Consider the following 21,085-nt stretch of genomic DNA (forward strand, 5'->3'; position numbering starts at 1 on the left):
CGTTCCCCCTGTAGCCGCGTATCTTCCCCCGGCAGGGAAGATACTGGCATAACCTGTGCGGTTTTCAACTCCCGCCACCGGCCCTCAGCCGGTGGTTGCCGGATCGGGAGACGGGTCGGAAGCCGCCTGCGCCTGTTCGGCGCGGCGGCGGAACGGCAGGTAGAACACCGGCACCACGAACAGGGTGAACAGGGTGCCCACCAGCATGCCGCAGGTGATCGTGAGGCCGATGCTGAAGCGGCTCGCGGCGCCAGCGCCGGAGGCGATGACCAGCGGCCACACGCCGAGCACGGTGGCGAAGGTGGTCATGAGAATCGGCCGCAGGCGCATGGAGGCCGCCTGCAGTACCGCCTCGCGGCGCTCCATGCCGTCCTCCGCCAGCTTGTTGGCGAACTCGACGATGAGGATGCCGTGCTTGCTGATCAGGCCGATCAGCGTGAGCAGACCGACCTGGGTGTAGATATTCAGCGTGGCGAAGCCCAGGGCCAGCGGTACCACGGCGCCGAAGATCGACAGCGGTACGGTGACCAGCACCACCAGCGGGTCGCGGAAGCTGTTGAACTGCGCCGCCAGCATGAGAAAGATCAACACCAGCGACAGCCCGAACAGAATGGGGAAGGCCGCCGACTCCTGGGTGAACTGGCGCGAGGCGCCGCTGTAGCCGGCGCGGAAACCGGTGGGGGCGATCTCCTGCAACTGCGTCTCCAGGAACTCGAGGCCGGTGCCCAGGCTGTTGGGCGGCATCATCATGCCCTGGATGGTGGTGCTGTTGAGCTGCTGGTACTGGGTCAGCGCGTTCGGCTCCACCCGGGTGGCCAGGGAGATCACGCTGGACATCGGCACCAGTTCGTCACTCGACGTGCGCACGTAGTACTTCTCCAGTTCCTCCGGCGTCAGGCGGAAATCCTTGCCCGCCTGCGGGATCACCTTGTAGCTGCGCCCGGACAGGGTGAAACGGTTGACCTCGGCCTCGCCCAGCATGGTGGCCAGGGTGAGGCCGATATCCTGCATGGAGATGCCCAGGCGCGCAGCGCGTTCGCGGTCGATCTTCACCTGGATTTCCGGGCGGTTGTAGTCCAGCGTCTGGGTGATGAACGCGAACAGGCCCGACTCGCGTGCCCGCTGCAGCAACTGCTCGCCGACCTCGTAGACGCGCTGGTAGTCCGAGGTGGAGGCGACCACGAAACTCACCGGCAGGCCGGCCTCGGCACCGGGCAGGGCAGCGCCGTTGAAGGTGAACATCTCCATGCCGGCGATCTGGCCCAGCTTCTGCTGCATCTCGGCCTGGATGTCCGCCTGGCTGCGCTCGCGCTCGCTCCAGGGGTTGAGCATGACGCCGCCGAAGTTGTCGCCGTCGGCGATGACCTGCCAGGAGCGCTGGATGTCGGGCATGGTCTTCCAGATGTCGACGATCTGCGCCAGGTAGTGGTCCAGGTACTTGAGGTTGGCCTGGGGCGGCGCGCTGCCGATGATCATGAAGCCGCCGGCGTCCTCCTCCGGCGCCAGCTCGCGCTGGGCCAGGCTGAACAGCACCGGCAGGCTGGCGAGCAGGGAGGCGGCCAGCAGCAGCACCGCGCCGCGGTTGGCCAGGCACAGCCGCAGCAGGCGCTGGTAGGCGGCGATCAGCGCCTCGAAGCGGTGGTCCAGCCAGGTGGCGAAGCGACCCTGGTGCTCGACATCCTGCAGCACCCGCGAGCACATCATCGGGCTCAGGGTCAGCGCCACCACGCCGGAGACCAGTACCGCGCCGGCCAGGGTCAGGGCGAACTCGCTGAACAGGGCGCCGGTAAGCCCGCCGATAAAGCTGATCGGCGCGTACACCGCCACCAGCGTCAGCGTCATCAGCACCACCGGCAGGGCCACCTCGCGGGCGCCGCGCAGGGCGGCTTCCATGGGGGTGGCGCCGCCCTCGATGTGCCGGTGCACGTTCTCCACCACCACGATGGCGTCGTCCACCACCAGTCCGATGGCGATGATCATGGCCAGCATGGTCAGCAGGTTGAGCGAGAAGCCCAGGGCCATGATCAAAAACACCACGCCGATCAGCGACAGCGGGATGGCCGCCAGCGGAATCAGTACCACGCGCGCGGAGCCCAGGAACAGGAAGATCACCAGCACCACGATCACCGCCGCCTCCAGCAGGGTGCGGCTGACTTCCGCCAGGGCCTCGTCGATGTAGATGCTGCCGTCCCAGTCGAGTACCAGTTCCATGTCCGCCGGCAGGTCGGCAGCGATGCGCGGCACTGCCTCGTGCACCGCCTTGGAGACCTCCAGCGGGTTGGCGCCGGGGGCGGGGGAGAGCGCCAGGAACACGGTGTCGCGGCCGCTGGACAGGGACTTCAGCTGCGAGTTCTCGGCGTCCAGTTCGATGTCGGCGACATCGCCCAGGCGCACGCGCTCGTCGTCCACTTGGCGCACCACCAGTTCGGCGAAATCGTCGGTGGTTTCCAGGGTGGTGTCAGCGTCCACCGTGACCCGCACCAGGTTGCCCTCGGTGGCGCCGGCGGGAGCGATGAAGTTGTCGCGCTGGATCGCCTCGCGCACGTCGTTGGCGGTGACCCCGCGGGCGGCCATGCGCACCGGGTCCAGCCACACGCGCATGGCCAGCTTGCGCTTGAATATCTGCGCCTGGCCCATGCCGGGCAGGGTGGCCAGCTCCGGGCGCACCGCGCGCTCCAGGTAGTCGGTGATCTGGTAGGTGGTCATCTGTTTGCTGTAGAACGCGATGTACATCATCGCGTCGCCGCCGAAGGAGCTGGAGACCACCGGGTCCTCGACCTCCCGCGGCAGGTCGAAGGCGGCCTCGTTGACCTTGGCGATAACCTCGTTGAGCACCTCGGTGCTGTTCTCGCCCAGGCGTACGTGCACGGTGATGTTGGACGAGCCCGCGGTGCTGTTAGAGGTCATGTAGTCGACGCCGCGGGCGGTGACGATGCGCTCCTGCAGCGGGTCGGTGACGAAGCCCTGTACCGTGGCTGCGCTGGCGCCGGGGTAGCTGGTGAACACCTGCACCACGGAAGTCTCCACCTCGGGGTACTCGCGCACGCTGACGTTGAAGATCGACGCGGTACCCAGCACCAGCAGCAGGCAGCTGACCACGATGGCCAGCACCGGCCGGCGGATGAAGATATCGGTGAAGTTCATGCTGCGCGACCCGCTACTGGGTGAACGGCGCCGGATTTTCCTCCAGCACCACCGCGGCGCCGCGGTGCAGTTTGTTCTGCCCCACGCTCACCAGTTGCTCGCCGGCGGCGAGGCCGTCGAGAATCGCCACGCGGCCGTCGCGCACCTGGCCGGTCTTTACCACCCGCGGGTTGACCACCAGGCCCTTGCCTTCCTTGGCCGGCTCGACGACCCACACCGTATCGCCCTGCAGTGAATAGGTGACGCCGATCTCCGGGATGGTGACCACCTCGCGCGGCTGCTGCAGGTCGACGATGATGCGCGCGAACATGCCCGGCAGCAGGCCGTCGCTCTCGTCGAGGCGGGCGCGCAGGGCGAGGTTGCGGGTACCGGCATCCACCGCAGCGTCCACCGCCACCAGGCTGCCGGTGTAGACGCGCTCGCTGGCGCTGGCCTGCAGGCGCAGCGGCAGGCCGTTGCGCAGCAGCGGGTAGTAGCGCTCGGGTACGGAGAAGTCCACCTCCAGGGCGGTGAGGTCCTGCAGGGTGGTGATCGGCGTGCCGGACTCGATGTAGTCACCGGTCTTCACCTGGATGATGCCGATGGTGCCGGCAAATGGCGCGCTGATGCGCTTGTTGTCCAGGCGTGCCTGGTTCTCTGCCAGCGAGGCGATGGCGGCGTCGAGGTCCGCCCGCGAGCGGTCGTACTGGCTCTGCGGCACGGATTTCTGCTTGAGCAGGCTGGCGTCGCGCTCGTACAACTGCTGGGCAAGCACGAGGTTGGCCTGCAGGCGCTTTTTCTCCGCCTGCTCGACGCTGTCATTGAGGGTGACCAGCAGCTGCCCCTCCTCAACCCGCTGCCCGGACTCGGCGCCGATGGCGATTATCTCGCCGCTGGTCTCGCTGGCCAGGTTGACGCCGCGCGCCGCGTGCAGGGTGCCCACCGCCTCCAGCGTGGTCGGCCAGGTCTCCGCGCGCGCCTTGGTGGCGGCCACCGTGATCGGCGGCGGGGTGTAGTCCTGCGCTGCCAGCGCGCTGAATTTGTTGTACAGGTAGCCGCCGATGGCGCCGAAAATGAGCAGCAGCAGGGCGGCGACGGTGAGGTAGGCGCGCAAGGTAGGTCCTTTGTCTCGTTGGATGGGCGGGGAATGCAAGGCAGGTATTTTAGGTGCAATTCGCGTCGAACGCACGTCCCGGCAAAGCCCCGGCGGGCGTGTGGAAAATGCCTCGAAGGGCTCGCTCCCGTGGTATATTCGAGAAATAGACCGGGCGAGAGGTGCGACCAGGGGGTGCCGGTGATCAAGTCCAGAAAGCTCAAGCAATTGCAAAAACAGATGGACACCGCGGCCAGCTACGAAGAGTGGAAGGAAGCCGCGCTGGCCCACGACGAGTTGTCCACCGCGCGCCGCTGGCGCCAGATCGACCAGACCAGCCAGTACGACTACGCGCAGATCCGCCTGCGCCTGGACCGCCTGCGCAGCCTGCGCTCGCGGCAGGACGACATCGGCCTGCTGTTCGCCCTCAACGAGGGCATCCACGGCAATATGGGCGGCATGGGCCGCTCCACCCTGTACCGGCGCGCCAAGTTCGGCACCAAGGTGCTGATCGAGCAGTACATCGACGAGATCGACGACGCCCTGCGCTACCTCGCCGAGCTGCCCAAGGAGAAGATCGGCGTGCAGGAGAAGCTCGACTTCTTCTACCGCGCGAATATCTGCTTCGGCCGCTCCGGCCTGATGCTCAGCGGCGGCGGGGTGCTCGGTTTCTACCACCTCGGCGTGGTCAAGGTGATGCTGCAGCAGGGCCTGTTGCCGCGGGTGATTTCCGGTTCCTCGGCGGGCTCGCTGGTAGCCGGCGTGCTCGGTACCCACTCGGACAAGGAACTGGAGACGTTCTTCGACGCGCGCAACGTGCACTTCGAGGCCGAGCGCGAGGCCAGTGCGTTCTCGCGCATGTTCTTCGGTGCCAGCCCGCAGATCGATGTCGGCGACCTGCAGCGCCTGGTGGACCGCATGATCCCGGAGATGACTTTCCAGGAGGCCTACGAGAAAACCGGCCGCCAGATCAGCATCACCGTGGCGCCGGCGGAACCGCACCAGCGCTCGCGCCTGCTCAACGCGATCACCTCGCCCAACGTGTATATCCGCTCGGCGGTGATGGCCTCCTGCGCCGTGCCCGGGGTGTTCCCGCCGGTGGTGCTCACGGCGAAGAACGTACACGGCGAACCCCAGCCCTACCTGCCCACACGCAAGTGGGTGGACGGTTCGATCGCCGACGACCTGCCGGCCAAGCGGCTGTCGCGCCTGTACAGCACCAACCACTACATCGTCAGCATGGTCAACCCGATCGCCACGCCCTTCGTCGAGAGCAAGAACAGCCGCAGCCCGGCCTCGCGGGCGCTGCGCGCCTTCGGCGTGGGCATGGGCCGCGAACTGCTCAACCTGTACCGCGGCGTGGTGCAGCAGCAGGGCGACAACTGGCCGCGTTTCAACATGGCGATCAACACCCTGCACGCGCTGATCGACCAGGACTACAGCGGCGATATCAACATCCTGCCCAGCTTCCGCTGGTACAACCCGATGAAGCTGCTCTCGCACATCTCGGAAAACGACCTGATGGAACTGATGCTCGAGGGCGAGCGCTCCACGTTTTCCAAGGTCGAGACCATGCGCCTGTGCACCAAGATCAGCCGCACCATGGAGGAGATCCTGCAGCGCTTCGAAAGCGGCGACCTGCGCCCGGAGCCCGAGGAGTACCATCGCCCGCGCGCATCCCGCCGCCGCCCGCCGCCCACCCGCGTGGACCGCGAGGCCCTGCGCGAGCAGCGCGTGGAATCCGATGTGGAAGCCGCCCATGCCAAAGCCGCGCGCCGCAGTGTCGCTGCGCCGGGCAGTGCCGCACCGTCGCCGGCGCCCGCCGGCAAGAGCAAGGCGCCCGCCAGCAAAAACAGGGCCCCCGCCGGCAAGAACAAGGCGCCCGCCAGCAAAAACAAGGCACCTGCAGGCAAGAAGAAAGCGCCTGTCAGTAAAAAGAAGGTCCCCGCCAGCAAGAAGAAAGCACCTGCCAGCAAGAAGCCCGCGGCGGCGAGTAAAACCAGGCCCGCAGCCGGCAAGCGCGGTAGCGGTGATCCGCAGGCGGCCTGACTGCCGGTGCCACCGGATCAGCTACAATAACGAAGACACTGAGGAGACTCGCCATGGGATCACCCAACACCATCAACGACTGCATGCGGCGCAACCCGCTGACCATCGACGTCAAGGCCAATCTGGTGCAGGCGATCGAGATGATCGTCGAGAACAAGCTCACCGGTCTCACGGTCACCGATGGCGAGGGCAATGCGGTGGGCGTGCTGTCCGAACTGGACTGCATCCGCGCCTGCCTGACGTCGCTGTACAACGACGGCGACCCGGAGAACGCACTGGTCTCCGAGGTCATGACCACCCAGCTCAATACCTGCGCGCCGGGCGACGGCATTATCGAGGTCGCCCAGTCGATGCTCGATACCCGCCAGCGCCGCCGGCCGGTGATCGAGGACGGCAAACTGGTGGGCCAGGTGAGCTCCAAGAATATCCTCTGGGCGCTGATGGAACACTCGCGCCGCAAGCGGTTTACGCCGCAGAAATAATCACTGTTGCCGGAGGCCGATGGGGTGAGTGAGGTCGCCGTCGTTACCGGTGGTGCCAGGCGTATCGGCCGGGCTATCTGCCAGCACCTGCACGCCGCCGGCTACCATATCGCGCTGCACTATCGCAGCTCCGCTGAAGATGCCCGGGCACTCGCCGACGAACTCAATGCCACGCGCGCGAACAGCTGCACGCTGTTGCGCGCCGACCTGTGCGTCGCCGCCGAGCTGGACGCGCTGGTGGCGGAGCTGCTGGCGCGCTTCGGCGGTATCGACCTGCTGGTCAACAACGCCTCGGGTTTTGCGCCCACCCCGCTGGAGCAGTGCACGGCGGCGGAGTTCGACGCCATGCTGGGCTCCAACCTGCGCGCGCCGTACTTCCTGATCCAGGGGTTGCTGCCTGCCCTGCGCCTGGCCGGGGGCAATGTCGTCAATATTGTCGACACCCACGTGCAGCGACCGCTGCCGCAGTTCAATGCCTACGGTGCGGCCAAGGCCGGCCTCGCCTCCCTGACCCGCAGTTTCGCCGTGGAACTGGGCCCGGAGATTCGCGTCAACGGCGTCGCCCCCGGCGCCATCCTGTGGCCCGAGGAAGACGAGGCCTACGGCGAGGAGGTCCGCGCCAGTACGCTGGCGGCGACCCCACTGCAACGCCTGGGTGACCCCGAGGATATCGCCCGGGCAGTGTTGTTCCTGGCGCGCGAAGCGCCCTTCGTCACCGGCCAGATCCTGGCGGTAGACGGGGGGCGCGGCCTTACCTGAGCGCGGACCCGCCCATGCCTGATCCGCTTATCATCCTCATCGCCCTGGCCTGTGGCATGGTCAGCCGCGCCGCGGGACTGCCGGCGCTGGTCGGCTACCTGCTTGCGGGGTTCATCCTGCACGAGTTGGGCATCGTTGCCAGTAGCCTGCTGCACACGCTCTCCGACGTCGGCATCACCCTGCTGCTGTTCACCGTCGGGCTGAAGCTGCAGCCGCGCGACCTGCTGCAGCGCGTGGTGTGGGGCAGCACCGTGTTGCAGGTGGCTGTGTTGCAGGTGTTTTTCCTCGGCGTGTTCTATGCGGCCGAGTGGCTGTTGCCCGGGGTGCAGATCGGGTTTTCAGGCAAGCTGGTGGCGGCCTTCGCGCTGACTTTCTCCAGCACGGTGTTCGTCGTGCAGATGCTGCAGGAGCGCGGCGAGGCGTCTTCGCGGCACGCGGCGCTGGCCATCGGTATTCTCATCATCCAGGACCTGCTGGCGGTGCTTTTTCTCGCCGTGTCCGCCGGCAAGGTGCCCGGACCCGAGGCGCTCTTGCTGCTGTTCCTGTGGCCGCTGCGCGGGCTGGTCCTGCGCCTGCTCACCCTGTGCGGGCACGGCGAGCTGTTCACCCTGTTCGGGCTGGTGCTCGCCCTGGGCGGCGCACAGCTGTTCGAACTCACCGGGATCAAGGGTGACCTCGGTGCGCTGATCATCGGCGCGGCGCTGGCCGGGGAGCAGAAGGCCAAGGAGCTGTCGCGCAACCTGATGCAGTTCAAGGACCTGTTCCTGGTGTGCTTCTTCCTCAGTATCGGTCTCGACGGCTGGCCGCGCGGCGAACTGGTGGTGTTGGCGGTGTTAATCGGCGTTTTCGCCCTGCTCAAGCCGCCCCTGTATTTCCTGGTGATGACGCGTTTGCATACGCCGCCGCGCACCGCGCTGCTGGCCTCGCTGTCGCTGGCCAACCACAGCGAGTTCGGTCTTATCGTGCTCGCGCTGGCGGCGCAGCAGGGGCTGGTGGGCGATGAGATCTCCGCCGCCCTGTCGCTGGCCATTGCCGTGAGCTTTGTGCTCGCCTCGCCGCTGGGCCGCAACGCCCACCAGATCTACCGTCGCTGGCAGCCCTGGTTGCAGCGTTTCGAAACCGACACCGTGCGCGCAACCTACCCGGATACGCGCAATGCGCGAATCCTGGTACTCGGCATGGGCAACATCGGCACCGGCGCCTACGACTCCATCGCCGAGCACTACGGTTCGCAGGTGGTGGGCGTCGACGAGAACCGGCGCAAGCTCGCCCGCCACCGTCGCGAGCACCGCCGGGTGGTGGCGGCCGATGCCTCGGATCCGGATTTCTGGCGGCGTATCGACCTCGCCAGCGTGGAACTGGTGATGCTGGCGCTGACCAATCACGCGGAGAACAAGCTGGTGGGAAGGCTGCTGGAGGACCTCGGCTATCGCGGGCGCATCGCCGCGGTGGTGCGCTTCGACGAGGAGGCGGAGGAACTGGAAAAGCACGGCATCTCGGCGTTCAACCTGTATGCCCAGGCCGGTTCGGGTTTTGCCGCGCACGCCGCGGAGCACCTGCAGGCGGCCCCGGACTCGACCGCCCGCGAGTCGTGAGTGGCCCGGCGTTCACTTGAGGTCCCACCGGACCGGTTTGGGGAAATATGTCCTGAGCCGTAGCATTCGGTATACTGCGCCTCGAGCAGTTGCACATGCAAACCACAAAACAACAGGCAAAGAACAGGCAAAGAACAGGGGGGACCATGAAACAACCAAACGCAACTTTCCCGGGACGATGGCTTGCGGGTCTCTCCGCCGGTGTCGTATTCGCAGCTCTGGGCGCGGCCCAGGGCCAGGCCGCGAGCGAGGTGCCCTCCGCGGAATTCCTCGGCGTACCCTCGTTCTTCGATTGCACTGGCGGCAATTATAACGTGCCGACCCAGTACAACCTGCCGAGCCTGGTGCGGGTAGCCGGTTCGCTGGTGGTAGATGGCCTGGGAGAGGTCTCCAGCTACGACCAGGAGGGCTCGCGTACGGACCTCGGCACCTACAATTTCAATACGGGCCCATTCTCTGTTCCCAGCGGAACGCTGTTCACAGCGACCCTGATCACCTATGCGGGTCCCCAGCCGTCGGAAGAAGAAGCGTATCGCAGTGAGTTGGTCTTCGAGTGTGGTACCGGAACCCTGGTCAGCCTGGCCAGCGGCGTGCCGGAGCCCGAGGAAGTCCCGCTGCTGCCGCACTGGGCGCTGGGTGCGCTGGCTGCGCTGCTCGGTGGTGCTGGCGCCTGGCGCGCACGCCGTCGGGCGGCGCGGGCCTGATCCCTTCCTGAAGCGTCGGCGCGGGGGTCCCCGCGCCGATTGTTTGTCTGCAATACCGCCAGTGATGCAGCTGGTGTTTTACCTCAAGCGGCGTTCGCCGTTGCGCCCTCGCAGACTCAGGCGCCTCAGTCGATAAGTTCCACTGCCATTTTCGCCAGCGGCTCGACCATCGCGCCGCGGGCGCGCGCCTCGCTGCTCGAGGCGTTGCCCTGCTCCGCGCGCATGGCCACGCCCTGCAGGATCGCGGCGAGGCGGAACAGCGAGAACACGATGTAGAAGTTCCAGTTGTCGATGCCGTCACGCCCGGTGCGCTCGCAGTAGCGCGCGACGTACTCTTCGTCGGTGGGGATGCCCAGTGCCTTGCGGTCCAGCCCGGCGAGTCCGGCGATGTCGCCGCCGGTGGGCAGCATCCAGGCCATGCACTGGTTGGCGAGGTCCGCCAGCGGGTTGCCGAGGGTGGACAGCTCCCAGTCGAGCAGGGCGATGACCCGCGGCTCGTCGTTGGCGAACATCATGTTGTCCAGGCGGTAGTCGCCGTGCACCAGGCTCACCCGGCCGTCGTCCGCCGGCATGTTCGCCGGCAGGTAGTCCATCAGGGTTTCCATCTCCGGGATGCGCTTGAGCTCCGAAGCGCGGTACTGCTTGCTCCAGCGGCCCACCTGGCGCTCGAAGTAGTTGCCTGGTTTGCCGTAGTCGGACAGGCCCACGGCGTCCACGTCGACATTGTGCAGCGCCGCCATGGTCGCGTTCATGGCGTCGTAGAACGCCGCGCGCTCGGTGGTGTCGCGCGCTTCCGGCAGCGCCGGGTCCCACAGGATGCGGCCCTCCAGGTACTCCATGACGTAGAACATGGAGCCGATCACCGACTCGTCCTCGCACAGCACATAGGTGCGCGGTACCGGCACGTCGGTGTCCTGCAGGGCGGAGATCACACGGAACTCGCGGTCCACCGCGTGTGCGGATTTCAACAGTTCACCCGGCGGCTTGCGGCGCAGCACGTAGCTGCCACCTGAGGTGGTGAGCTTGAACGTGGGGTTGGATTGCCCGCCGGCGAATTTCTCCGCCTGCAGTGAGCCGCCGAAGCCGGGGATATGGGCGCCGAGGTACTCCTCCAGGCGCGCGGTGTCGATGTCGTGTGTCGCCATGCCGGGTCGCTTTTGTTCAGGGTTGGATGCGGTCAACGCTGTCGGTTTTCCGCATGGCCGCCGATGATAGCGCGCCGGGCGCCGGGGGGCTACCTGCCGCGCCGCGCCAGTTCCGCGCGCACTGCTGGCATGACCTCGCTCACGAACAGGCCCGGGCCGCGGCTATCCGCCTCCGGGTGGAAGCCCGGTCCGACGATCACCAGCCGCTCCAGGCCCTGGTCGTGCAGCGCCAGCAGGCGCTCGATACAGTGCTCCGGCGAGCCGACGATGGCGAAGCGGCGCACGAACTCCGGCGTCAGTGTCTCGCCGCCGAGTTTCTCCGCGGAGATCGCCTCGCTGTGGCGGTTCATGTCGTAGCCGCGGCGGATGGCGGCGAAATTGGCCGCGTCGTCGGCGGCCAGCGGTCCCGCGGCAGCGCCCTGGATCACCTGGAAGCGCGCCAGCGGTGCGACGAAACTGGTCGCCGCGGGCAGCACCGCGTCGAGGTCCGGGTGGCAGACCACGATTACCTGCGCGCCGTAGCTGATGCCGTCGTCGCCCAGGCCCGCCGCCCCGCGCGCCTCGCGGGCGATGCCCATGGCCCAGTCCAGTCGCTCGGGAATGGCGCCGACGCTGAAGGTCACGCGCTCCGCCAGCGGCGCCGACATGGCGATGACTTTCGGTCCGGTGGCGGCCACGTCCAGCGGCACCTTGGGCAGGTCGTCGGGCAGCCATTTCAAGCGTGCTGCCTCCGGCCGGTGACCGAGGGACAGCGAGGCCGACGAGTTGGCGCCCGCGGCGGTGGTGGCGTGCTCGGCGAAGTTCACTTCGCCGCCGCCGAGCAGGGCCTGCAGGTCGCGCAGGGACTGCTCGAACACGGCAGGCCGGGCGGGGGCGTGGCCGAGGTAGGCCAGGGCCGAGTCGCCGCGGCCGATGCCCAGCGCCGCGCGGCCGCCGGAAACCGACTGCACGCTGGCCGCGCAGGCGGCGGTCACCGCAGGGTGGCGGGTCAGCGGGTTGGTGGTGCTGGTGCACAACTGGATGCGCTCGGTGACCATCGCCCAGGCGCCCATCAGCACCCACGGGTCGGCGGACAGCGACTGCGAGTCCATGAACATCTGGCCGTCCCAGCCCTGTGCCTCGCGCTCGCGCGCCAGGTCTGCGCTGGTAGTGCTCTCCGATCCGCCGGCCAGCCAGAATTGCAGCATGTCGAGGGGTCCCCCGCGTGTTATGGTTATTGATCTCGTGGTCCGGGTTCGACGGTAATACGAACGCCCGGGCTTATCCAGCCCCCAGCGGGCGCAGTGGTGGTGACCGGTGGTCGGGAGATGTGTGGCGGGTGATAGAACCGATCGGCGAACTGGCGCGGCGCGAGGTACGTGAGCTGACCGAGGCCTGTATTTTGCGCGCCGAGCGCGAACTCGGCCGCAAGCTGCCCCGCCCCGCGGTCAGTTTCGACCTGACCGGCGTGTCCGCCGGCATGTTCCGGGTGCGCGACGGGCGCGCGGAAATCCGCTACAACCCGTGGATCTTCGCCAAATACTGGGCGGAGAACACCGGCGATACCATTCCCCACGAGGTCGCGCACTTTGTCGTCCACGCCACCCGCGGGCGGCGCCGGCCACAGCCGCACGGGCCGGAGTGGCGGCGCTGGATGCGCGTCTTCGGCGTCGAGCCTTCGGTCACCTTCGATCTCGACCTCAGCGGCATCCCGCGGCGCAGCCAGCGCACCCACGACTACCGCTGCCCCTGCCGCCGCCACAGCCTGTCGTCGACCCGACACAACCGCGTGCAGCGCGGCACCGGTTCCTACCTGTGCCGCTACTGCAAGGGGCCGCTGGAGTATTGCGGGTGACGGGCGTCGGCGGCTCAGCCGTCGAGGTCCAGTTCCACCCCGCTGAACGCCTCTTTTTCCGGGTCCAGTGTCGATGCCTGCTCGATGACCGCGCGATCCGCCGCCAGGCCTTCCACGTTGACCAGGTGCTCCTTCACCGCCACCGCGCGCGCCTGCGCCAGCAGCAGTAACGCCTCGTCGCTCACCGGGAAACTGGCCAGCACGCGATCGTAGCGCTGGGTGTAGCTCAGTGCCTCGCCGTCGCCGCTATCCAGTTCGGCGAAGCGCCTGTCGACAGCATCGATATACTTTTCGCCGTGGCTTTCGATGTCCGCCTGCGCCATGCCCGCTTCCGCCAGTTGCGCCTCGAAGGCCTGTTCCTGCAGGCGCTTGCGGTCCGCCGCCAGGTTCAGGCGGCCGTAGATCACCAGGGTGAGCTGCGGGCGCTGGCGCAGGGCGTCGGCCAGGGTCACGAGTTTTTCCACGGCGCGAGGCTGCACCTCGGTGACACCCACCGGGAAAGCCAGGCGCTGCAGGTCCGCCTCGCTGCCCACCAGGTTGGCCAGCAGCTTGAACGGCGCGGTCACCGCCTTGGTAATCAGGTTGACGAAGGCCTTGGCCACCACCGAGCCGATGTCGAACTGCGGGTCATTGACGTCGCCCTCCACCGGCACCTGCAGGTCGATTACGCCGTTGAGGTCGGTGAGCAGGGCCAGCGCCAGGTCCAGCGGCAGGTCCACGGCCTTGTCGCTCTCCACCTCTGCGCCCAGCTTGAGCTGGTCGATGAGTACCTTGTTGTCGCCCTTCAGGCGGTTGTCCTGCAGGCCGTAGTGCAGTTGCAGGTTGAGCAGGCCGCGCTCGATGGTGCGCCCGGCGTAGGTACCCGAGTAGGGGCTGAGCAGGGCCATGTCGACGCCGTCGAAGGCCAGGGCCAGGTCCAGGGCGGGCGGCGCCTCGAACGGCGAGGCACTGCCCACCAGGCTCACCGGGGCGTAGCCGTCGACGGTGCCGCGGATATCCACCTGCGCGCTGGCGCCGGGGGCGGAGTCGATGCCGGTGACCTGGCCGTGCAACTCGCCGATCACGGTGCGGAAGGGGATGGGTAGCGACTCGTCCTTGAAGTCGATGGCGCTGTCGCTGAGCAGGATTTCCGGCACTTCGACGCGCCAGGCGGGCCCCTTGGTCGCTTCCACCGCCACTGCCTGTACCTCGCTGCCCTCGAGTTCCTCGCGCCACACATTGCTGGTGTTGACGCTGCCGTCTTCGGCGATGTGCAGGCGGCCCTGGTAGTTGTCGATGAGCAGACGGTTGAGCTTCAGGTGGCGCTCCGCGATGTTCACGTCCAGCCCCTGCCAGCGCACGCTGTCCCAGCTGGTCAGGGATTCCTCCTCGCCGGCGATACTGCCGGAGAAGTGCTCGATACCGCCATCCAGGGCGACGCGCGTCGGCTGGAACTGCGCCAGTGCCACGCTGCCATCGACGCCCAGCGTGCCGTCGCCGATGCGCGCGTGCAGGGCGTCCGGCAGGTTGGGGTTGAACCATGGCAGCGGCAGGCCCTGCAGCTGGTAGTTGATCTCGCCGGCGCCGGTACCCAGCTCGAGGGCGCCGCCGAGGCTAAAGTCGGTGGTGTCGTTGATGCGCAGGGCGAGTTCCAGCGGCGCCTCGCCCTGCAGCGGCCAGTTGATGTTGCGGATGCTGGCGCTGATCGGGGTGACCTCGAGCAGCGCCGGGTCGGTGTACTCCGAGCGCCAGCGCAGGGCAGCGTTGGCCAGGCGGGCGCTGTCGATGGTGGCGCGCCAGCCGCTGTCGTCTGTCGCTGCCGGGGTCGCGGCAGGTGGTGCGTTGGGGTCGTCGGCACCGGCCGCCGCAGTGGCGGGCTGGTTGGGGTCTGCGCCCTGCGGCCCGGCGAGCATCTCGACCAGGCTGACCCGCGTGCCCTCACTCCAGCCGGCGACATCCAGGCCGTCGACCAGGATGTCGTCGACGTGCACCGACTGTTCGGCGACATCCGCGCTGATCCCGGTGATCCCCAGGCTGCGCAGTCGCACGGCGGTGTCCGGCAGGGCAGCGGCATCCTTGGGGGTGAGCGCGAGGCGCTCGAGGCCGAACTCGCCGGCGCTGATCCGGGCGTCGAAGGCGTCGCCCCAGGACACCGTGTAGTCCCCGCGCAGGTGGATCTCGCCGTCGTCGACGCGGAACTCCAGCCAGGGCTCGGCGAAGCGCCAGCCGGTATCCAGTTTGATGCCCTCCAGGGCCAGCGTGCCCTCGCTGCGCGCGTCCGGTAACGAGATAGTGCCGCGCCAGTGCAGCTGGCCGCCGTCCTCGCCGGTGGCGTCGAAGCGGTAGGGCTTGCCGTCGGCGACCACCGTGGTCAGGTCGCGCACGTTGATATCGATGCTGTTGTAGTGGGTCGTGAAGGGTTTCTCGCGCGCCTCGTCGGTGAGGTCTATGCGCTGGGCTTCTAGTACCAGGTGGCCGATGGTCAGGCGCGGCAGCTCTCCCGTGCTGGGCTCTTCGGGCGCGTCCTCCGCCGCCGGCGGCAGCATGTCGCTGAAGTTGTAGCTGCCGTCGGGCAGCCGCCGCAGGTCCAGGCGCAGGGCGCGCAGCTCGACCTCGTCCAGCACCAGCCCCTTGCCCAACAGGCTGCCCAGGGAGAGGTTGACCGCCGCCTTGTCGAAGGCCAGGAACTGGTCGCCGTCCGGCTCCAGCAGGCGCGCGCCGCGCACTTCGGCGGCGAGGGTGAACGGGTTGACCAGGATGGCGTTGGTACGCAGTTCGCGGTGCAGGTAGTCGCGGACCAGTTTCGGCGCCAGCAAATTGGCGGCGGGAATGACCACCAGGACGACCAGTGCGAGATAGGTGAGATACAGCCCCACCAACAGTTTGAAGATTTTGCCCAGCACCTCGTCGCCCAGCCGCATGTCCAACCCGAACTATAGCCTGAATCGCGCCCGATTTCCGGCGCCCCGCCGGCGGTGGGCCATGTTTGGGGGTCAGAGCCCTTTTTCCGTTTTCCCGCCCGCGTTGGAGGTCAAAGCCCCTTGCGGTAGGTGTAGGGCGTGACCCCGGTCCAGCCCTTGAAGGCGCGAATGAACGCGGAGGATTCGGAGAAGCCGGCGCGGTGGGCGATCTCCTCGATGGACAGGCCCTGCTTGCCGAGGAAGTGCAGCGCGGTGTCCCGGCGCACCTGGCTCTTCAGCTCCTTGAAGGTGGTGCCCTCGGCGGACAGGCGGCGGCGCAGGGTCTGCGGGTGGATGTCCAGCAGGGCGGCGATATCCCCCAGTTCCGGCATGTGCGCCAGGTTCTGGTGCACCGCCTCGCGCACCCGCGCGGTCCAACTGCTGCGATCGTAGCTCTGGGTGAGCATGATCAGCACCGGGTGGCGCAGGAAGTGGCGCAGGGTCTGCTCGGTCTGGGTCACCCGGCGCTCGAGCAGCGCGGGCGAGAACACCAGTTCGGCGTGGGGCTGGGAAAAGTCCACCGGGTTGCCGAGGAACAGCGCGCGATACTCCGCCACCTGGGTCGCCGGCGGGTAGTCGAGATTGGCGACCTGCAGCGGCAGGTGTTCCTGCACCAGCCAGCTGGCGAAGCGGTGGGCGTTGAACAGCAGCAGCTCGATCATGTAGGGGTCGGGGTCGCTGGCCTCGTCCACCCGTACCACGCGGATGCGCGCCTGCTCTTCATCGACGATGAAATGCGGGTGCACGCCGAACTCGAACAACTGGTAGAAGCGGCAGTAGCGGGCCATGGCCTGGCCCAGCGTCTCGGAACCGATCACCGCGTGGCACATCATCGACCAGCAGCCGATGGGCATGCGCCGGGAGACAAAGCCCAGGGCCTCGTCCTGCATGGCGAGCATGGTGCCCACCTGCAGGTCAGCGAAGCGCTCGGCGGAGATGCGCGCGTTGTCTTCCTTGAGCAGGCGCGGCGAGATACGCGTGCGGCGCAGCAGGTCGACCGGGTCCAGCCCCTGGGCGACGGCGTTTTTCAGCACCGCCCGGGCGAAGTGCACCGAGACCGAGTAGTCGCGCACGCCTCAGGCGCTCCCGGCGCTCAGGTGCACGGGCTTGTTGTCCACCCAGGCGACTCGGTTGCGCCCGTTGCGCTTGGCCAGGTACATGGCGCGATCGGACTCCTGTAGCAGTTGCTCCAGTTGCACATCGCCGCGCGCCGCGGCCACGCCCAGGCTGACGGTAATCGGAATGCGCTGCTGGTCGACGCTCAGCGGGTGCTCGGCGATGGATTCGCGCAGGCGCTCGGCGACCTTGCGCGCGACTTCCAGGTTGGTGTCCGGCATCACCAGCAGGAACTCCTCGCCGCCGGTGCGCGCCACCACGTCGCTGCCACGGCAACAGCTCGAGACGATGCTTGCCACCAGGCGGATTACGTTGTCGCCGGTGTCGTGGCCGAAACTGTCGTTGACCTGCTTGAAGTGATCGATGTCGATGGCCACCGCGGCGGTATACAGGTCCAGGCGCTGGGCGCGGGCCAGGCTCACCCGCAGGCTTGCCTCGAGGCCGCGTCGGTTGAGCAGCTGGGTGAGCGGGTCGACGGTGGCCAGGTGCGACAGGTGCTGCTGGTATTCGACCAGTACCGAGGCGAGGAAGCCGATAACGACCATCACGTAGGCCCAGCTGTGGCTGCCGAAGGCCATCAGCAGGGCCAGTTCCTGGTCGCCGCGGACGAATTGCAGGTACAGGGCGATGGGCGTGCCGATGAGCATGAGCATGGTGGCGAGGAACATGATCGCGTCGCCCACGTTGCGCTCGCGCAACCCGCGGTAGGCGAAGATCACGCCGCTGCAGCCGAAACACAGCGCGGTGATGCTGATCTGCAACGCGAACAGCTTGTCGTCACCTTTGACGAAGAAGATGCTCAGGCAGCCGACCAGGCACAGGCCGCCGAGGATGAAGCGGCCGCTGTGCAGGCCGGCGCGTTGGGTGGCGGCGAGGAACAGCAGGTAGCCGTCGATCATCGACGCGGCGGCGGGCACCGCCATGCCCACCGGGGTGTCCGTGCCCTGCTGCAGCGCGAACAGGATCCAGCCGAGCAGGGTGGCCATGGCGTAGACGGTGAACATGCCCAGCCCGGCGGGCGGCGTACTGGCGGCACTGAGGTCGTACACCACCAGCATCTGCGCCAGGGTGATAGTGAAAATCAGCCCCACGTACAGGGTCGACCAGTGTTCGGGGAAGAAATCTTGCATGCGAGGCCAGGTGCTTAGGAGCTGTCAGTTCCAGTCAATTATTTTGTTTTCGGCGGTCATTGTTGCCCGGGCGGGCGCTCACCATACTGTCCTCGGCCAAACCGGGATGGTCCGGGGCGATGCTCCCGTACGATAGCCCCAGCGATGGCATTCCCCGATGGCGCCCGCTCCCGGCGACGGACCCCAAGTGAGCGCTGCATACTTGCCAACCTGCCCGATTGTGCCACAGTTGGCGCCCGGGCGTGAGACCGGAGCGCGCCGTACAGGCGGTCCCCGATCGGGGGTTGGCCCCGATAATGATACCGGACAAGTCGGAAATCTCAGAGGAGAACACACATGGATCTGCAAGGAAAAGTCGCAATCGTCACTGGTGGAGCCTCCGGGCTGGGCCAGGCGACGGTGGAAGCCTACGTCGCCAAGGGAGCGAAGGTGGCGATTTTCGACATGAACGAAGAGCGCGGTAACGCCCTGGTCGAGCAACTGGGCGCCGACAACGCGGCTTTCTTCAATGTCAACGTGGCCGACGAGGCCTCCGCGCAGGCCGCCGTGGCCGGCGTCGTCGAGAAGTTCGGCGCGGTGCACATCTGCAACAACTTCGCCGGTATCGCCAGCGCCGCCAAGACCCTGGGCAAGGACGGTCCCTTCCCCATGGGCGAATTCACCAAGGTGATCAACGTCAACCTGATTGGCACTTTCAATGTCTCCCGCCTGGCGGCCGAGCAGATGGCGAAGAACGAGCCGGTCAACGACGACGGCAGCCGCGGCGTGATCATCAACACCGCCTCCATCGCCGCCTTCGAGGGCCAGATGGGCCAGCTCGCCTACTCCGCCTCCAAGGGCGGCGTGGTCGGCATGACCCTGCCCATGGCGCGCGACCTCGCCGCCTTCGGCATCCGCGTCAACACCATCGCCCCGGGCCTGATCCACACCCCGCTGTTCGAGGCCCTGCCGGAGAAAGCCTACGCCGCCCTGTGCGAAGCGCCGCTGTACCCGAAGCGCCTCGGCCGCCCGGAGGAGATCGCCAAGGTCGCCGTCTCCCTGGTGGAGAACGACTACATCAACGGCGAAGTGGTCCGCGTGGACGCCGGCATCCGCATGCAGCCGCGCTGAGGCGAGTCGCATGGGCCCGCTCAACGGTTACACGGTACTCGAACTCGCCGGCATCGGCCCCGCCCCCATGGGCGGCATGATGATGGCCGACATGGGCGCCGAGGTGATCCGCATCGAGCGGGCCGCCGGCGCCAGCGCGCTGCACCAGAAGGACATCAGCAGCCGCGGCAAGAAGTCGGTCACCATCAACCTGAAGACCGCCGAGGGCATCGAGACCGTGCTGCGCATGGTCGAGAACGCCGACGTCATCATCGACCCCTTTCGCCCCGGTGTGTGCGAGAAACTCGGCCTGGGCCCTGACGTGTGCCTGGCGCGCAACCCGAAGATCGTCTTCGCGCGCATGACCGGCTGGGGCCAGCAGGGCCCGCTGGCCCACGTCGCCGGCCACGACATCAACTATATCGCCCTCACCGGCGCGCTCTACGCCATGGGCCGAAAGGGCCAGAAGCCGGCGCCGCCGCTCAACCTGGTGGGCGACATGGGCGGAGGCGGCATGCTGCTGCTGTCCGGTATCCTCGCCGCCCTGCTCGAGGCCACCAACTCCGGCCGCGGCCAGGTGGTGGATGCGGCCATGGTCGACGGCACCGCCCAGCTCATGTGGATGTTCCACGGCTGGCAGCACATGGGTGCCTACGACGCCACCGCCCGTGAGGGCAACATGCTCGACGGCGGCGCCCACTACTACGACACCTATGAGTGCGCGGACGGCGAGTTCATCTGCATCGGCGCCATCGAGCCGCAGTTCTATGCACTGCTCAAGGATAAAATGGGCTTGTCTGACGACGAGTTCGGCGACCAGGACAACCGCGACGAGTGGCCGCGCATGAAGGCCCGCCTCACCGAGATCTTCCTCGGCAAAACCCGCGACGAGTGGTGTGCCCTGCTCGAGGGCAGCGACGCCTGCTTCGCCCCGGTGCTGAGCCTGCTGGAGGCCCCCGAACACCCGGCGAACAAGGCCCGCGACGTCTACCTGGAAGTCGACGGCATGCTGCAGCCGGCGCCGGCGCCGCGCTTTTCGCGCACGCCCTCGTCGGTGCGCAACGGCGGCTCGGACCTCGGTGCCGATACCGACGCGGTGCTCGCCGAGATGGGCTTCGGCGAGCGCGAGCTGGCGGAACTGCGCGCCGCGGGCGCGATCAGCTGACAACCGCCGCGCCCGCGCGCGGCACTGGCAGGAGTACACGCGATGAGCAACTACGAAACTATTACCGTGGAGCGCCGCGACGCGGTGGCCCTGGTCACCCTCAACCGCCCGGATTCGCTCAACTCGTTCAACGCGGCGATGCGCGCGGAGCTGCTCGCGGCGGCGCGCGAGGTGAACAACGACGACAGCGTGCGCGTGGTGGTGATCAACGGCGCGGGCCGCGGCTTCAGCGCCGGCGCCGACCTCACCGAGATGCCGCTGGACGATCCCGACTGGCGCGTGGACGACCAGCTCAACCTCGAGTACAAGCCCATCGTGATGGAGATCTATGGCGCCACCAAGCCCTGGATCAGTGCGGTACAGGGCCCCGCCGCGGGCGTTGCTAGCGCCATCGCCATGGTCTGCGATCTCTCGGTGATGGCCGAGAATGCCTATATCTTCCAGGCCTTCTCCGCCATCGGCCTGGTGCCCGACGGCGGTGCCACCTGGCACCTGGTGCACACGCTGGGGCGCAAGCGCGCCTACGAGATCATCGCCACCGGCGAGCGCCTGGGCGCGGCCAAGTGCCTGGAGTGGGGCCTGTGCAACCGCGTGGTCGCCACCGACAGCCTGCTCGACGAGACCCTGGCCTGGGCGGCGGAACTGGCCGGGCGCGCGCCGCTGTCCCTGCGCTACGCCAAGCAGGCGGTGGGCCAGGCGGCGGAGGCCAGCCTTGCGCAGACCATCTCCGACGAGGCCGAGCTGCAGCGCATCTGCGTCGCCAGCGAGGACGCCCTGGAGGGCGCCACCGCCTTCCTCGAGAAGCGCAAGCCGGTGTGGAAGGGCCGCTGAGCCGTACATCGCCGCGGCGTTCGGCAAACAC

Annotated in this window: 16 protein-coding genes; 9 read left to right on the forward strand and 7 right to left on the reverse strand. The window is 67.6% G+C overall.

The genetic code is table 11. The features are described from left to right. Positions 1-84 precede the first annotated feature (84 nt). Together E4634_RS17525 and E4634_RS17530 are read right to left on the reverse strand one after the other, a co-directional pair. Entirely contained in the window at positions 85-3,144 is a 3,060-nt protein-coding gene (locus E4634_RS17525) for an efflux RND transporter permease subunit (RefSeq protein ID WP_135445955.1), read from the reverse strand. A gap of 13 nt (positions 3,145-3,157) precedes the next feature. Further along, positions 3,158-4,237, reverse strand: coding sequence for an efflux RND transporter periplasmic adaptor subunit (locus E4634_RS17530; protein WP_135445956.1), 1,080 nt, complete (start codon positions 4,235-4,237; stop codon positions 3,158-3,160). A 180-nt stretch (positions 4,238-4,417) separates the two neighbouring features. Here E4634_RS17530 and E4634_RS17535 point away from each other — a divergent pair, with 180 nt between their 5' ends. From E4634_RS17535 to E4634_RS17555, 5 genes are all read left to right on the forward strand, one after another. Continuing rightward, positions 4,418-6,265, forward strand: a complete 1,848-nt coding sequence (locus E4634_RS17535) for a DUF3336 domain-containing protein (RefSeq protein ID WP_206046929.1) — start codon at positions 4,418-4,420, stop codon at positions 6,263-6,265. Positions 6,266-6,318: 53 nt separating this feature from the next. Continuing rightward, entirely contained in the window at positions 6,319-6,747 is a 429-nt protein-coding gene (locus E4634_RS17540) for a CBS domain-containing protein (RefSeq protein WP_240725230.1), read from the forward strand. A 24-nt stretch (positions 6,748-6,771) separates the two neighbouring features. Continuing rightward, positions 6,772-7,506: a pteridine reductase gene (locus E4634_RS17545; protein WP_135445957.1), complete on the forward strand. Its 735-nt coding sequence runs from the start codon at positions 6,772-6,774 to the stop codon at positions 7,504-7,506. A gap of 14 nt (positions 7,507-7,520) precedes the next feature. Continuing rightward, on the forward strand, positions 7,521-9,101 hold the full coding sequence (locus E4634_RS17550; protein WP_135445958.1) for a cation:proton antiporter domain-containing protein: 1,581 nt from the start codon (positions 7,521-7,523) through the stop codon (positions 9,099-9,101). Between the two features lie 146 nt (positions 9,102-9,247). Further along, positions 9,248-9,805: an IPTL-CTERM sorting domain-containing protein gene (locus E4634_RS17555; RefSeq protein WP_167854964.1), complete on the forward strand. Its 558-nt coding sequence runs from the start codon at positions 9,248-9,250 to the stop codon at positions 9,803-9,805. Positions 9,806-9,930: 125 nt separating this feature from the next. Here the strand turns inward: E4634_RS17555 and E4634_RS17560 are convergent, their stop codons facing one another. Further along, the gene (locus E4634_RS17560; RefSeq protein ID WP_135445960.1) at positions 9,931-10,950 is read right to left on the reverse strand and encodes a phosphotransferase; all 1,020 of its coding nucleotides are present in this window, start codon (positions 10,948-10,950) and stop codon (positions 9,931-9,933) included. 89 nt (positions 10,951-11,039) lie between these two features. Then, the gene (locus E4634_RS17565; protein WP_135445961.1) at positions 11,040-12,137 is read right to left on the reverse strand and encodes an LLM class flavin-dependent oxidoreductase; all 1,098 of its coding nucleotides are present in this window, start codon (positions 12,135-12,137) and stop codon (positions 11,040-11,042) included. A 131-nt stretch (positions 12,138-12,268) separates the two neighbouring features. Here E4634_RS17565 and E4634_RS17570 point away from each other — a divergent pair, with 131 nt between their 5' ends. Next, a complete protein-coding gene (locus E4634_RS17570; protein ID WP_135445962.1) occupies positions 12,269-12,784 on the forward strand; it encodes a SprT family zinc-dependent metalloprotease in 516 nt (171 codons plus the stop codon). A 14-nt stretch (positions 12,785-12,798) separates the two neighbouring features. Here E4634_RS17570 and E4634_RS17575 read toward each other — a convergent pair whose 3' ends face one another. The 3 genes from E4634_RS17575 to E4634_RS17585 all read right to left on the reverse strand — a co-directional run bounded on the left by E4634_RS17575 (position 12,799) and on the right by E4634_RS17585 (position 17,969). Beyond that, positions 12,799-15,684 (reverse strand): DUF748 domain-containing protein, encoded by a 2,886-nt coding sequence (locus E4634_RS17575; protein WP_135445963.1) that lies wholly within the window; start codon positions 15,682-15,684, stop codon positions 12,799-12,801. 110 nt (positions 15,685-15,794) lie between these two features. Then, on the reverse strand, positions 15,795-16,796 hold the full coding sequence (locus E4634_RS17580; protein ID WP_135445964.1) for an AraC family transcriptional regulator: 1,002 nt from the start codon (positions 16,794-16,796) through the stop codon (positions 15,795-15,797). 3 nt (positions 16,797-16,799) lie between these two features. Further along, positions 16,800-17,969, reverse strand: a complete 1,170-nt coding sequence (locus E4634_RS17585; RefSeq protein ID WP_135445965.1) for a GGDEF domain-containing protein — start codon at positions 17,967-17,969, stop codon at positions 16,800-16,802. A 336-nt stretch (positions 17,970-18,305) separates the two neighbouring features. On the opposite strand from E4634_RS17585, the gene E4634_RS17590 reads away from it, so the two are divergent. From E4634_RS17590 to E4634_RS17600, 3 genes are read left to right on the forward strand one after another with little or no spacing between them, the layout of a single operon-like run. After that, complete coding sequence (locus E4634_RS17590; RefSeq protein ID WP_135445966.1) at positions 18,306-19,079, forward strand: SDR family NAD(P)-dependent oxidoreductase; 774 nt, start codon at positions 18,306-18,308, stop codon at positions 19,077-19,079. A 10-nt stretch (positions 19,080-19,089) separates the two neighbouring features. Beyond that, positions 19,090-20,223: a CaiB/BaiF CoA transferase family protein gene (locus E4634_RS17595; RefSeq protein ID WP_135445967.1), complete on the forward strand. Its 1,134-nt coding sequence runs from the start codon at positions 19,090-19,092 to the stop codon at positions 20,221-20,223. 42 nt (positions 20,224-20,265) lie between these two features. Then, entirely contained in the window at positions 20,266-21,054 is a 789-nt protein-coding gene (locus tag E4634_RS17600) for an enoyl-CoA hydratase/isomerase family protein (protein WP_135445968.1), read from the forward strand. Positions 21,055-21,085 lie beyond the last annotated feature (31 nt).

This window comes from Mangrovimicrobium sediminis (assembly GCF_004745945.1).
In the GTDB taxonomy this organism is placed as follows: domain Bacteria; phylum Pseudomonadota; class Gammaproteobacteria; order Pseudomonadales; family Halieaceae; genus Mangrovimicrobium; species Mangrovimicrobium sediminis.